This is a genomic window from Mesorhizobium xinjiangense, assembly GCF_009749525.1.
Taxonomy (GTDB): Bacteria; Pseudomonadota; Alphaproteobacteria; order Rhizobiales; family Rhizobiaceae; genus Mangrovimarina; species Mangrovimarina xinjiangensis.
The window spans coordinates 147,861-161,631 of the sequence record NZ_WOAC01000010.1; the positions used below are offsets into that span (position 1 = coordinate 147,861).

A 13,771-nucleotide genomic window follows, 5' to 3' on the forward strand; every position below is an offset into this window, starting at 1 on the left:
CCGTCGGGTCCTCGGGGTGAGAGCGATATGCGTCAGCAAAATACCAAAGCGGAAAAGAACGGAACACCAAAGGCTGTCACCGTAATCGAGCGGATGGATTCGAGCGCGGCCAGGATGCTGGTCCTCGTGGCCGCCGCCGCCCTGGGCGTCTACCTCTCCTATCGGCTGGCACTGCCATTCCTCCCGGCACTTGTCTGGGCTGTCGTGCTCGGCGTCCTCATCGCGCCGGTCCAGCCGAAACTCGAAATGCACCTTGGCGCAAACATCGCCGCATTCGTCTCGGCGTCGGTGGCTGCTTTGATTGTAATATTGCTTCTGCTCTTTATCGTGCAGCAGCTTGTCAGGGAGGCTGCCGATGGCGCCGTGAACGTCGAAAGCGCGCTGCGGTCATCCGACTGGCAGAGCATTATCAATGGCGTACCGATACTTTCCACGATTGCGGTATGGCTCGGGGAGCGTCTCGATCTCGCCGGGATGATGGGTCGGATCGCCCAGTGGCTCACTGCACAAAGTGCAACGCTGTTGCGCGGATCCATCAATCAGGCAATCGTGCTTCTGCTCGTCTTCTACATGCTCTTCTATTTCCTGCGCGATCGACAGCTTGCGGTGCGCGCCCTGAGAGAATTCTCGCCGCTGAACAGCGACGAGACGGCACATATCATCGCTCGTTTCACAGATGCGGTGTATGCCACGGTGTTCGGTACCGTCATGGTCGCCGCCGTTCAGGGCACGTTGGGTGGACTGATGTTCTGGTTGCTTGCCCTGCCGGCTCCCGCGTTCTGGGGGCTGGTCATGGGCCTTCTCGCGATCGTGCCCGTGCTGGGTGCGTTCGTAGTTTGGGTCCCCGCAGCCATCTTTCTTGCCGTGGAAGGCGAGTGGGTTCGTGCTCTTGTTCTGGTTATATGGGGCGGCGTGATAATCGCCACGATCGACAATCTGCTCTACCCGATATTTGTCGGCAATCGGCTGAAGCTGCACACCGTTCTGGCTTTCATTGGCGCCGTGGGTGGCATCATCCTGTTCGGCGCCTCCGGGCTTGTTCTCGGGCCAGCGACGATTTCTATTACGTTGGCTCTGATCGCGGTCCTGAAGGGCCGCTTCCAGGGCAAGCCATTGTCGATGATAGACCAGTCGACCAACACTGAAGACGTAAGCCAACGGCCCGCGTCATACGCCGGGGCGGAGGATGCCCAATCCAAGCGCCGCGAGCGGCTACCGTAGCTTGAGGGTGGCGATCGTCACGCCGGGCTCTGAAGGGTGGGGTGCCTGCTTGAAGCCGAACTCCCTACCCATCGCGAGCATTTTCGTGTTCTCACTGAGAATGAAGCCTTCGATGACGCCCAGTCCGTCTGCCCGTGCATAGTCGATGAGATGCGTGAGGAGAGCCCAGCCCAGGCCTCGGCCCTGCAGGTCGGTGCGGACGAGAAGGCCGTACTCGGCTGTTTCCTTGTCCGGATCCGACGACAGGCGCACGATACCGGCAAGTTCGCCGGTCTCCTTTCGCAGAGCGACGAAGGCGATTTCCCGCTCATAATCGAGTTGCGTGAGCCGCAGAAGCATCTCATCGGGAAAATGCCGGCGCGGCGCGAGGAAGCGGAACCTGACGTCCTCCGGTGAGACCTTCGCGAGGAAGGCGGGATAAAGCGACACATCCGCCGGCTTGATGGGGCGCAGGCGATATTCCTCCCCCTTCAAGACGACCTCCTTTTCCCAAGCGGCAGGGTAGGGCCGGATGGCGAGCGCCGGGTTGGGGCCGGCGTGTTCCACATCGCTCAGTTCGATCTCAATGCGTGCATCGAGCGCAATAACGCCTTCGCTGTCGGCGAGCAGCGGATTGATGTCCGTCGAGACGATGCAGGGGAAATCGACGATCAGTTGCGACAAGGCGTTCAGCGCCCGGACGATGGCTTTGCGATCGGCGGGGGGCCGGTCGCGATACCCGGCGAGCAGCCGGCCGATGCGCGTGCGGTCGATCAGGTCGCCGGAAAGCAAATTGTCGAGCGGGGGGAGGGCGATCGCGGTATCGTCGAGGATCTCCACGGCCGTGCCGCCAGCGCCGAACAGCACAGTCGGGCCGAAAATGGGGTCGCGGCCGATACCAAGGATGACCTCCTGCGCTCCCTTCCTGGTGACCATCGGTTGCACGACGAAGCCATCGATCTTTCCGGCGTCACCAGTTTTCCGCAAGCGCTCTTCAATGTCATGGACCGCCTCGACCGCGGCTTCGGGCGTGGCGATATCGAGCACCACGCCGCCAACATCCGATTTGTGGCTGATCTCCTTGGAGAGCAGCTTGACGACGATCTTCTCCGATTGCTTGAGCAGGCGCTTTGCCGCTTTTCTCGCTTCGTTGCCCGTGCGAACGACGATCGTTTCCGGGACCGGGATTTCGTAGGCCTCGATCACTGCCTTGGCTTCAGGCTCGGTGAGCATGCGCCGGCCTTCGGAGGCGGCATTCCGGAAGATATCGAGGACAGCTTCGCTGTCGCCGCGCATGTCTTCGCCGCGGCTCGAGGGCACGCGCATCAGGACCTTCTGCGCTCGCGACCAGTCGCTGAGGTATGAGACTGCGGCCGCCGCCGCGGCGGGGGTCTCAAAGCTTGCGATGCCCGCCTCCTGCAGGACGTGGCGGCCTTCCCGCGCGGTTTTCTCGCCCAACCAGCAGGTAAGCACCGGCTTGCCGTTGATCATTCCCCCTCGTGCAAGCCGCGCAACGGCCTGCGCCGCCTCGGCCGGGGAGGCAAGTCCCGTGGGACAGTTCATCACCAGCAGCGCGTCGGTTCCTGAATCCTCGGCGACCACCGATACGGCGGCGCTGTAGCGTTGCGCGGGCGCATCGCCGATGATGTCGACGGGGTTGGCGCGCGACCAGTTCGCGGGTAGGGCCTTGTCCAGCTTGTCGACGGTCTCCTGCGAAAGCGCGGCAAGCTCCGCACCCAGATCTGCCAACCTGTCGACGGCGAGCACGCCGGCGCCGCCGCCATTGGTGACTATGCCCACCCGCGACCGTTCAAGCTTGGGGAAGCGGGCGACCGTCTCCGCTGCATCGAAAAGCTCGCGGAGGCCGTGCACGCGAAGGATGCCGGCGCGACTGAGTGCTGCTTCGACAACCTTGTCAGAGCCGGAAAGTGCGCCGGTGTGGGTGGTTGCTGCCTTTGCCCCGGCGGCATGCCTACCTGATTTGACTGCAATGACGGGCTTGAGGCGCGCCGCCGCGCGGGCCGCCGACATGAACTTGCGCGGGTTGGGAATGCTCTCGAGGTAGAGCAGGATGGCGCGTGTCCTGGCGTCGCCTGCAAGCAGGTCGAGATAGTCGCCGACATCCACATCGGCCATATCACCCAGCGAGACGACGTGCGAGAAACCGATCCCTTCATCCGCCGCCCAGTCGATGAGCGTTGTCGCGATCGCTCCGGATTGCGACAGGAGCGCCAAGCCGCCTGGTTGCGGGTTCATATGGGCAAAGCTTGCATTGAGCTTCGCGGGCGGGACGATCAGGCCCACCGTATTGGGACCGATGACGCGGAAGAGGTATGGCTTCGCCGCGTCCAGCATGGCCTGGCGCAGCCCGTTCTCGCGCGTCAGGCCAGCGCTGATCACCACTGCCGTGCGCGTTCCCTTCTTTCCCAGCGCGCGAATGATGCCTGGGACCGTCTTGGGTGGGGTGGCGATAACCGCCACGTCGGGTGCTGCCGGCAGTTCATCCGCATTTGCATGGCAGCGTCGGCCGTTGATCTCCCGGTATTTCGGATTGACCGGCCAGATATCGCCCTCGAAGCCGCCTGCGATGATATTTTCAAGAACGATCCGGCCAACGGAGCCTTGCCGGATGGAGGCGCCGAAAACAGCCACCGACTTCGGATCGACCGCATTTTCGAGATTGGGATGGTCATGGAAAGCCCGCCTCTTGTTAACCAGCCTAGTTCTAGCGGCACCGCAGCACGGTAGTCTTGCGCATGATCAAGGGAAGAGGAACTCCGTCCGATTGTTCCCGACTGCTGGCGTTTGACGCCGGTCAAGGCGATGCCTGGGTCGGGGCGTATTGTTTCGGTAGATTCCAAACCAGGAAGCGCCATGACCAGACGCATCGTCATCGTCCAGGGCCACCCCGACGCGGACCCCCGCCGCTACTGCCGCGCCTTGGCTGATGCCTATGCGCAGGGCGCGGAGGCGGCAGGCCATGAAGTGACCAGGATCGACATTGCAAGGCTCGATTTCCCGCTCCTGCGCACGCAGGAGGACTTCCTGCACGGCTCGGTGCCGCAGGAACTTGAGCCTGCCAAGGAAGCGATCCTGCGGGCCGAGCATCTGGTCTTTGTCTTTCCCCTGTGGCTTGGAACGATGCCCGCCCTGCTCAAGGGCTTCCTCGAACAGATAATGCGGCCGGGCGTGGCCTTCGCTTATGGCAAGCACGGTTTTCCCGAAACCCTCCTCAAGGGCCGCTCGGCGCGGATCGTCGTCACCATGGGCATGCCGGCCTTCTTCTATCGCTGGTGGTTCTTCGGTCACGGGCTGCGCGGCATGCGGCGCAACATCCTCAAATTCGTGGGGCTCGGCCCGGTGAAGGAAACCCTGTTCGGTATGATCGAGCCCGCTGGCGACCGGAAGCGGCGCAAATGGCTCGATCAGATGCGGCGGCTCGGGGAACGGGCAGCCTGAACCTCATACCTGTGGCGTTCTTCGTGGCTCGAAGCGCCAGTGCACCGTATAAGCCATCTGAAGATGGGAGGGGCGTTAGTGCAGCCTGACGTCGGAGCGATTCCGCTGATTGCGCTCGACGCGGTGGCTTTCGACACGGAGACCACCGGCCTCGACACACGCGCGGCGCGCCTCGTCCAGATCGGGGGTGTGGCGATCGCGTGTGGCGCGGTATGTCCGGACCAATCCTTCGAAAGCTTGGTCGATCCGGGGATGCCTGTCCCACCAGAATCAACGCGCATCCACGGCATTACCGACGAAATGGTGCGCGAGGCGCCTGCTTTTGCTTCCGCATGGCGCAGTTTCGAGAGGTTTCGCGGCGGGCGCCCGCTGATCGGCTATGCCATCGGCTTCGATCTCGCCATCATAGAGAGGGAAGTGGCGCGTGCCGGAATCCACTGGAAGCGGTCGCGGACGTTGTGCGTGCGAACGCTGAGCCGCATCGTCAATCGCGATCTGCGCAACCACTCGCTCGAGGCGCTCGCTACCTGGCTCGGGTTCGAAGTTACAGGCCGCCATCAGGCGCTGGGCGACGCCGTGGCCGCGGCGAAAGTGTTCACCGGCCTCCTGCCGAGGCTGCAGGCCATGGGCATTCGTACTTTTGCCGAGGCGGAGCGAGCCTCCCTCCAGCTTGCAAGGGAGCAGGACGAGCAGGCAAGGGCAGGGTGGGCGGATCCTGTCGCACGGCCGGTCCCGCAACCCTTTGCCGCGATCGACCCCTTCGCCTACCAGCATCGCGTCGGCGATCTCATGGCCACGCCTCCTATCGTCATCCGCCATGAAACATCGCTCCGCTCGGCGATCGGGCTGATGGCGGAGAGACGGGTGGGCTCCGTCCTGGTCTCCCAGGGCGGTCAGCACAGCCACCACAAAGGCGAATATGGCATCCTCACCGAACGCGACGTGCTCCGCCTGCTGGCGGCGGATGGTGAGCGGAGCTTTGAGCGCCGCGCGGGCGAACTTGCCAGCCGACCGCTCATCAGCATCCGTGCGCAGGCCTTCGCCTATCGCGCGATCGGCCGCATGGACAGGCTTGGGGTTCGTCATCTCGGCGTGCATGACGAGAAGGAAGCGCTTATAGGGGTCATATCCGCGCGTGATCTCCTGCGCCTGCGCGCAAGCGCGGCAATCCAGCTCGACGATATGATCGATGCCGCAAGGTCCGGCGCTGAGATGGCCGCTGCCTGGGCGTCTCTTCCCTCCGTTGCCTCTGCACTGGTGGCAGAGAAGATCGAAGCGCGGACTGTTGCCGAGATCGTCAGCGAGGAACTGCGCGCCATGACGCGTCGGGCGGCGATCCTTGCGGAAGAGGAAATGAAGATTGTTGGCCTGGGCGACCCACCATCACCCTATGCCGTACTTGTTCTTGGTTCCGCCGGGCGCGGCGAGAGCCTGCTTGCCGCCGATCAGGACAATGCCATCGTCTTCAAGCGGGGCGTGCCGGGCGGGCCGGAGGATCGGTGGTTCGGCGCCCTTGGCGGGCGGATCGCCGCCATTCTCGATACAGCCGGGATCGCCTATTGCAAGGGTGGGGTGATGGCGAAGAACGAGGAATGGCGCGGTTCACTGGATCTCTGGAGGGAACGCATCAGCGGGTGGATGCGCCGCTCCCGCCCTCAGGACCTGCTTAACATCGATATCTTCTTCGATCTTGCCCCCGTGCACGGCGAAAGAGGGCTTGGCGAGACCCTATTCGAGGGCGCCTACGCATATGGGCATGCTGATGCCGCGTTTCCGCTGGTGCTCGGCGAACGGCTTGCCAGTCTGCCCACACCCTTCACGCTGTTCGGCGGATTGCGGACGGAGGAAGGCCGGATCGACCTCAAGCGCTATGCCCTTTTCCCTCTTGTCTCTGCCGCGCGGGCGCTGTCGATCCGTCACGATATCCGCGCGCGCTCCACGCGGGCGCGCCTCGAAGGGCTCCTGGAGCGGCAGATCGGCAACGGGCCGGCGATCCGTCGTGTGCTCGCAGCACACGAACTCGTGCTCTCGCTGATGCTTGCGCAGCAGGGCCGAGACCGGCATCAGGGGGTGCCGCTTTCCAATGGTGTCGAGGTTGCCACCCTTCCGCGCGATCGCAGGGGGGCACTGCGGACAGCACTGCGGGACCTTCAGATCGTGCCTGACCTCATGCATGATCTGATGTAAGCCCTATCGCGTCGCACCGCCGCCACAAGAAGATCGAGCGGCGGCACATCTTGCCGCGCTGGCGAATGGTGGCGCTTTCCCCTAAGCCGCCCTATTGTAACGTCCGGTAATCAGAGCGCTTTAATCGGGGCGGCAAGTGATCTTCCAGGGAATGGGACAGACGTGGTTCTTGCTGCTCGTGCCGGTGGCGGTTCTGAGCGCCGCTATCTGGGGAGGAAAACGCGCGGGCCTCCTGGTCCTGGTCGTCGGCGCCGCCTTTCTCGCGGCAGGGGCAGCTGAGGTGATGGCGGGCTTCGGCGCCGTGCCGGCGCTTTTGTCGTTTTTGTTCTCCGCCGCGTTGGTCTTCGTCGGCTCCGGCTACCGTGACGCCAGGAAAATCGCTCGTGGCGCGCAGGAACAGCTCGATGCGCGTGAAGCCCATCTTCGCTCCATTCTGGATACGGTGCCGGACGCGACGGTGGTCATTGATGTGCAGGGCACGATGATCTCTTTCAACCGGGCCGCCATTCGCCAGTTTGGATATACGGAAGCCGAAGCGGTAGGGCAGAACGTCAAGATCCTGATGCCGGAGCCCTATCAGGGCGAACATGACGGCTACATCCACCGCTATCTGACGACCGGCGAGCGGCGGATTATCGGCATCGACCGCGTCGTCGTCGGACGGCGGAAGGATGGCTCGACCTTCCCCATGAAGCTTGCGGTGGGGGAGATGAAGAGCGGCGGCCAAATATTCTTTACCGGCTTCATCCGCGACCTGACGGAAAGGGCCGAGTCGGAGGCGAGGCTGGAGGAAATCCAGGCGGAGCTTGCGCGCCTTGCACGTCTGAACGAACTCGGAGAGATGGCCTCTACATTGGCGCACGAACTCAACCAGCCGCTTTCGGCCATCGCCAATTATGTGCAGGGGTGCAGCCGGCTTCTGCGGGATATGGACGACGCGCTGGCCTCCCGCATGCGCGAGGCATTGGATGAGACGGCCCGCCAGACGCTGCGCGCGGGCCAGATCATCCGCCACCTGCGCGAGTTCGTCACCAGGGGCGATACCGAAAAGCAACCAGAGGATCTCCACAAGCTCGTGGAGGAGGCCGGCGCGCTCGCCCTGGTCGGCTCGCGTGAAATGGGCGTGCGAACGGTGTTCGACTTCAAGTCCGGCCCTAAGGTGGTTCTGGTCGACCGCGTGCAGATCCAACAGGTACTGATCAACCTCATGCGCAATGCCATGGAAGCCATGAAGGAGAGCGAAGCCCGCGAGTTGGTGGTACGAATCATGCAGGGCGAAGGCGGCGAAGCGATAGTGGAGGTTTCCGACACGGGCTCGGGTGTGCCGGAAGACGTGGTGGCACAGCTTTTCCAGCCCTTCGTCACCACCAAGCCCGGCGGGATGGGAATAGGGCTCTCCATATCGAAGCGGATCATTGAGGCCCACAGGGGCGAACTGATCATGCAGCGGAACGAGAAGGGCGGGGCGACTTTCCGCTTCACCTTGCCGGCCGGAAAAGAGCAGGAACAGGAAAATGAGCGGTGATGTCGTAGTTCATATTGTTGACGACGAGGAGCCTGTCAGGAAATCGCTGGCATTCCTCCTGACGATATCGGGGCACGCGGTGCGCGTGCACGGCTCGGCGACCTCCTTCCTCTCCGTTGCCGGGGCACTGGAGAACGCCTGCCTCGTCACCGATTTGCGTATGCCGGATATGAGCGGCGTCGAGCTGCTCAAGCGGTTGCACGAGGAGGGTGCAATGCTGCCCGCCATCGTGATTACGGGACATGGGGACGTGCCGTTGGCAGTAGAGGCGATGAAGGCGGGCGCGCTCGATTTCATCGAGAAGCCATTCGAGGACGAGGTTCTGCTCGAAGCAGTGGCGCGGGCCATCGCTGAGCTCAAAAGGAAGCCGCGGGAGCAGGACGACATTTCGGCCATACGACAACGGCTTGGCCAGCTTAGCGAACGGGAGCGGCAGGTCATGGCCGGGATCGTCGCCGGGCTCCCCAACAAGACCATTGCCTACGACCTCAATATCAGCCCGCGAACGGTAGAGGTCCACCGCTCGAATGTCATGGCCAAGATGAACGCCAAGAACCTGCCCGAGCTTGTGCGCATGGTTTTGGCGGCGGGCGACGAGAGCCCCTGAGGCGCCCTTGGTGGGCTTGATCCAGCGCAAGGCGGTTTGGGCTCCTGTCGGTGCACTATGGCCGACAGGCTGAGAAGGCCCGTTGTGCCAAGAAGCAGATCGAATTGCCCACAAATGCCAAAATCCTCGTTGTCGCGCCGGATCCGGATTTCCGGCGTTCACTGGCTTTCGTGCTGGAGGCCGAGGGCTGCCGCGTGAACATCGTGGAGTGGTTGCCCGACCTCGACACATTGTCGGACCGTTATGATTGTCTGGTGATCGACCACCGGTCGATACCGGCGGCGGCGCAGAGCGGAACACTCTTGGCGAGCATGCGCACACCTATGGTGGTTCTGGTCAGCCACGCGCAGGACATGGTCGCCAGAGGCTTCGAACGGGTGGTGGTGAAACCCTTCCTTGGTCACAAGCTGGTCGAAGCCGTGCGCGATGCCCTGAAGCAGGAGCCGCAGCGCGCCACGCCTACGTAGTTTCCCTTAGGATATAACCGAATTTCTTCGATCGGCGTTCCGGGGCACTGATGATCCGACAAGATCGGAGATCATCAAGATGCTCGCTTCCAACGCCGTGCAAATCCCTTCAAGAACAACCAACCTGGGCATTCCCGCCGCTCAACCGAGAACAGCCGCGTGCATTGCGCCACCGGCCTTTGCCGCCTCGCAGCCGCATCAGGTGCTTCTCTATTTGCCCAATGCGGAAATCTATGGCCAGGGCGAGCGGGCCACCGCGCTCTACCAGGTGGAGTTCGGCGCTGTCCGCGTCTACCGCCTGCTTTCCGATGGCCGGCGGCAGATCAGTGCTTTCCACGTGGCAGGCGATGTCTTCGGCTTCGAGGCGGACGGCCACCACCATTTCTTCGCAGAGGCGATCTGCAATTCCGCGATCCGCATCTATCGCCAGCCGATCGGTGCGGATGTCGCGCGCGAGATCCTTCCCGTCGCGCTCACGGCGCTGATCCGAGCCCAGGAGCATTTGCTGGTGATCGGGCGCCAGAACGCCGCCGAGCGCGTGGCCGCCTTCCTGCTCGATCTGTTCGAGCGTCAAGACGGCCTGCCGCAGGTCGAGCTCGTCATGTCACGGACCGATATCGGCGACTATCTCGGCCTGACGATCGAGACGGTCTCGCGCGTTTTCTCGAAGTTCCGCGAGAAGGGCTACATTCGCCTCCAGGGCGTGCGCACCGTAAATCTCGTCAAGCTGGAAGCGCTGCGCGCTCTTTGCGTCTGAATAGCTGGAGTCCTTTCAGGGCGCTCCCGGCGGACTGTCCAGGTAGCTGTATGGCGGCCGGGAAGGGGACGGCACGGGGACATTCCCAAAACGACACTGAAGTCCGCCAGACGACCTGAACCGCGCCCGTAACACCTCATCTCTGCACTATCTAAGCAAGGAGAACTGTTGTGAATCGTTTGAAAGGGAAACCCGCCATCGTGACCGGTGGAGCTGTCGGAATCGGTCGCGCCTGTGTGGAGCGCATGGCCGGGGAAGGCGCGAAGGTGGCGATCTTCGACCTACTTGAGGCGGAAGGCACGGCGCTCGCCGCCACGCTGACGGCGCAAGGCCATGAGGTTGCCTTCTGGAAAGTCGATGTCGCCGACGAGGCGGCGATGAAGGACACGATCGATGCAGCCGCCGCGCGCTTTGGGGGCTTGCAAATCGTGGTCAACAATGCGGGCATCTCAGGCACACCCAAACAAACCGATCAGGTAACCGAGGCCGAATGGGACCGGGTGCAGGCGGTGAACGTGAAAGGCGTATTCTTCGGCACCAAACACGCGATCCCGCATCTGCGTATGGCGGGAGGCGGGGCGATCATCAATCTGTCGTCCATCGCCGGGCTGATCGGCGTGGGCGGCATTGCGCCCTATCATGCCTCCAAGGGGGCGGTGCGGCTGATGACCAAGAACGATGCGATTACCTATGCGCCCGAGGGTATCCGTGTGAATTCGATCCACCCCGGCTATATCTGGACGCCCATGGTGGAAAACCACCTGCGCGCCACCTCGGACGATCTCGAGACCGCCAAGGCCGCTGCCGGATCGGCTCATCCGCTGGGTCATATGGGGGTACCCGACGACATCGCCTGGGCGGTGGTCTATCTCGCTTCGGACGAGGCAAAGTTCGTCACCGGCGCCGAGCTGGTGGTGGACGGCGGCTATACAGCACGGTGAGTCGCCCGTGATGCGCCTGACCGGCCCGCACAGTCAGCCCGTCGCGGCTTGCCTCGTTGCCGTTGATTCCCGAACGGACGGCCTCACCAAAGCCGAGGCCGCGCGGCGGCTGGCGCAGCACGGCCCGAACCGGCTGCCCGAGGCGCGGGCCCGCGGCCCCTTGCGCCGGCTTCTGGCGCAGTTTCACAACGTGCTGATCTACGTGCTTCTGGCTGCCGCTGTGGTGACGGGGGTACTTCAGCAGTGGGTCGATACCGGGGTGATTTTGGCCGTGGTGCTGGCCAATGCGGTCATCGGATTCCTGCAGGAGGGCAAGGCCGAGGCGGCGATGGCGGCGATCCGCGACATGCTCGCGCCCCGTGCCGCCGTCCTGCGCGACGGTGCGCGGGTGACGGTGGACGGTGCCGATCTGGTTCCGGGTGACATCGTGCTCCTGGAGGCGGGCGACAGGGTGCCCGCCGACCTGCGTATCCTCGAGGCGCGCGGGCTAGCGGCGCAGGAGGCGATCCTGACCGGCGAATCGGTGCCGGTCGAAAAGGCGTCGGCACCGGTTGCCCCCGAGGCACTTCTGGGCGACCGGCGGTCCATGTTGTGGTCGGGCACGCTCGTCACGCAGGGTACGGCGCGCGGGCTGGTGGTGGCCACCGGCCCTGCCACCGAGATAGGCCGCATCGGCGGCTTGTTGGCGGGGGTGGAGCAGGTGACGACACCGCTGGTCGCGCAGATGGACCATTTTGCGCGGTGGTTGTCATTCCTGATCCTCTTGGCCGCGGCTCTCCTGCTCGCCTATGGCTATTATGTCGGTCACCACGACTTTTCCGAGATGTTCATGGTCGTGGTCGGAGTCGCGGTAGCCGCTATTCCCGAAGGCCTGCCTGCGGTAATGACCATTACACTCGCCATCGGCGTGCAGGCCATGGCGCGGCGCAATGCCATTGTTCGCCGTCTGCCTGCGATCGAGGCCATCGGCTCGGTCTCGGTCATCTGCACCGACAAGACCGGTACGCTGACCCGCAACGAGATGGTCGTCGCTGCCGCCGAGACGCCTGAGGGCACCTTCGAGATCACGGGCGAAGGCTATGGGCCGGAAGGCCAAGTCGCGCCCGAGGGCGACCTATCGCGCCTCGCGCGGGCGGCGGAGCTCTGCAACGACGCAGCAATCGTCTATCGTGACGGGCAGTGGAAGGTCGAAGGCGACCCGATGGAGGGAGCTCTCCTGGCTTTCGCGCGCAAGGCAACGGGCGATTCCCGGGCCGGTGCGGGCAGGCTGGACGCGATTCCATTCGATTCCCGCCACCGTTTCATGGCCGTGCTGACCGAGAGCGGGGATGGCCGCGTGACCCATGTAAAGGGCGCGCCGGAGCGGGTGCTGCACATGTGCGGCGACATTGATCCTGCAACGTGGCTCGGTCGCGCAGATGCCATGGCCAGCCACGGGCTTCGGGTGTTGGCATTGGCCGAACAGCGGCAGACGGGTGACCGGATAGACCCTGTCGCTCTGGAAGGCGGCCTCAGCTTTCTCGGTCTTGTCGGCCTGATCGATCCGCCGCGGCTCGAGGCGATTGCCGCCGTGGCGGAATGCCGTGCGGCAGGCATCCGCGTCAAGATGATCACCGGCGACCACGCCGGCACCGCCGCCGCCATCGCTACTCAGATCGGCCTGGAGAACCCCGGTCGCGTGCTCACAGGCGCCGATCTTGACAAGCTCGACGACGCACAACTGGCGCTGAATGTCACCGGGGTGGATGTTTTTGCCCGCACAAGCCCCGAACACAAGCTGCGCCTTGTCACGGCGCTTCAATTGAACGGGCTGTTGGTCGCCATGACCGGCGACGGGGTGAACGATGCGCCGGCGCTCAAGCGCGCTGATGCGGGCATCGCCATGGGGCTCAAGGGGTCCGAGGCCGCCAAGGAAGCCGCCGATCTGGTGCTGGCCGACGACAATTTCGCCACCATCGCCGCAGCGGTGCGCGAAGGGCGCACCGTCTACGACAACCTCAAGAAGGTGATCAGCTGGACGCTGCCCACCAATGCGGGCGAGTCCCTGACCGTGGTTCTGGCGCTGCTGGCGGGGCTCGCTTTGCCGGTGACGGCGGTGCAGATCCTCTGGATCAATCTGATCACCAGCACCACGCTGGGTATCGCGCTCGCCTTTGAGCCGACCGAGGCCGGCACCATGGCCCGCCCGCCGCGGCCCCGGAACGCGCCGATCCTGTCGGGGGGACTCGTCTGGCACGTGGTGCTGGTCGCGCTTCTGTTCCTGGCAGCGACTTTCGGCATCTTCACCTATGCCATAGACCGGGGCCATTCTCTTGAATTGGCGCAGACCATGGCGATGAACATGCTTGTGGTGCTGGAAATTTTCCACCTCTTCTTCATCCGGAATATCCACAGCACCTCGCTGACTTGGGCGGCGGCGCGTGGGACGAAGGTCGTTTGGATTGTGGTCATCGCCATCACCGCCGCGCAATTTTCCGTCACCTACCTGCCGCCATTGCAGGCGATCCTTGGCACGCGGCCTGTGCCGGTTTTGGACGGACTGTTGATTGTCGGCGTCGGCGCCGCCTTCTTTGCGATAGTTGAGATTGAAAAGCAGATACGACTGGCCCTCACTCGATAGAGGGGCGC

General features: G+C 63.7%; 9 protein-coding genes and 1 pseudogene. 9 read left to right on the forward strand and 1 reads right to left on the reverse strand.

Annotated features, from left to right (window positions below; translation table 11 throughout):
• Nucleotides 1-27: 27 nt before the first annotated feature.
• The gene (locus GM909_RS12555; RefSeq protein ID WP_235911866.1) at nt 28-1,221 is read left to right on the forward strand and encodes an AI-2E family transporter; all 1,194 of its coding nucleotides are present in this window, start codon (nt 28-30) and stop codon (nt 1,219-1,221) included.
• Here the strand turns inward: GM909_RS12555 and GM909_RS12560 are convergent.
• Nucleotides 1,213-3,852 (reverse strand): bifunctional acetate--CoA ligase family protein/GNAT family N-acetyltransferase, encoded by a 2,640-nt coding sequence (locus GM909_RS12560; protein WP_235911867.1) that lies wholly within the window; start codon nt 3,850-3,852, stop codon nt 1,213-1,215. The two genes, GM909_RS12555 and GM909_RS12560, sit on opposite strands and share 9 nt — an antisense overlap.
• A gap of 222 nt (nt 3,853-4,074) precedes the next feature.
• Here GM909_RS12560 and GM909_RS12565 point away from each other — a divergent pair, with 222 nt between their 5' ends.
• The 8 genes and pseudogenes from GM909_RS12565 to GM909_RS12600 all read left to right on the forward strand — a co-directional run bounded on the left by GM909_RS12565 (nt 4,075) and on the right by GM909_RS12600 (nt 13,763).
• Nucleotides 4,075-4,659 carry an NAD(P)H-dependent oxidoreductase gene (locus GM909_RS12565; RefSeq protein ID WP_157016725.1) on the forward strand — a complete coding sequence of 195 codons (585 nt, stop codon included), beginning with the start codon at nt 4,075-4,077 and terminating at the stop codon, nt 4,657-4,659.
• A 78-nt stretch (nt 4,660-4,737) separates the two neighbouring features.
• The gene (locus tag GM909_RS12570) at nt 4,738-6,846 is read left to right on the forward strand and encodes a DUF294 nucleotidyltransferase-like domain-containing protein (RefSeq protein ID WP_157016726.1); all 2,109 of its coding nucleotides are present in this window, start codon (nt 4,738-4,740) and stop codon (nt 6,844-6,846) included.
• Nucleotides 6,847-7,252: 406 nt separating this feature from the next.
• Nucleotides 7,253-8,371 (forward strand): annotated as a pseudogene (locus GM909_RS12575) (PAS domain-containing sensor histidine kinase); the annotation flags it as partial.
• Entirely contained in the window at nt 8,361-8,978 is a 618-nt protein-coding gene (gene fixJ, locus GM909_RS12580) for a response regulator FixJ (protein WP_157016728.1), read from the forward strand. The pseudogene GM909_RS12575 and the gene fixJ, both read left to right, overlap by 11 nt.
• A 104-nt stretch (nt 8,979-9,082) precedes the next feature.
• On the forward strand, nt 9,083-9,445 hold the full coding sequence (locus GM909_RS12585; RefSeq protein ID WP_198174230.1) for a DNA-binding transcriptional response regulator: 363 nt from the start codon (nt 9,083-9,085) through the stop codon (nt 9,443-9,445).
• A gap of 79 nt (nt 9,446-9,524) precedes the next feature.
• Entirely contained in the window at nt 9,525-10,202 is a 678-nt protein-coding gene (locus GM909_RS12590) for a helix-turn-helix domain-containing protein (RefSeq protein WP_157016730.1), read from the forward strand.
• Nucleotides 10,203-10,372: 170 nt separating this feature from the next.
• Nucleotides 10,373-11,143, forward strand: a complete 771-nt coding sequence (locus GM909_RS12595; RefSeq protein WP_157016731.1) for an SDR family NAD(P)-dependent oxidoreductase — start codon at nt 10,373-10,375, stop codon at nt 11,141-11,143.
• 10 nt (nt 11,144-11,153) lie between these two features.
• Nucleotides 11,154-13,763 carry a cation-transporting P-type ATPase gene (locus tag GM909_RS12600; RefSeq protein ID WP_157016752.1) on the forward strand — a complete coding sequence of 870 codons (2,610 nt, stop codon included), beginning with the start codon at nt 11,154-11,156 and terminating at the stop codon, nt 13,761-13,763.
• The last annotated feature ends 8 nt before the right edge of the window (nt 13,764-13,771 follow it).

What these genes read in the sequence shown, in the direction of transcription:
- GM909_RS12555 (WP_235911866.1), top strand. Translation starts at nt 28, where the DNA reads ATGCGTCAGCAAAATACCAAAGCGGAAAAGAACGGAACACCAAAGGCT.
- GM909_RS12565 (WP_157016725.1), top strand. Translation starts at nt 4,075, where the DNA reads ATGACCAGACGCATCGTCATCGTCCAGGGCCACCCCGACGCGGACCCC.
- fixJ (WP_157016728.1), top strand. Translation starts at nt 8,361, where the DNA reads ATGAGCGGTGATGTCGTAGTTCATATTGTTGACGACGAGGAGCCTGTC.
- GM909_RS12590 (WP_157016730.1), top strand. Translation starts at nt 9,525, where the DNA reads ATGCTCGCTTCCAACGCCGTGCAAATCCCTTCAAGAACAACCAACCTG.
- GM909_RS12600 (WP_157016752.1), top strand. Translation starts at nt 11,154, where the DNA reads ATGCGCCTGACCGGCCCGCACAGTCAGCCCGTCGCGGCTTGCCTCGTT.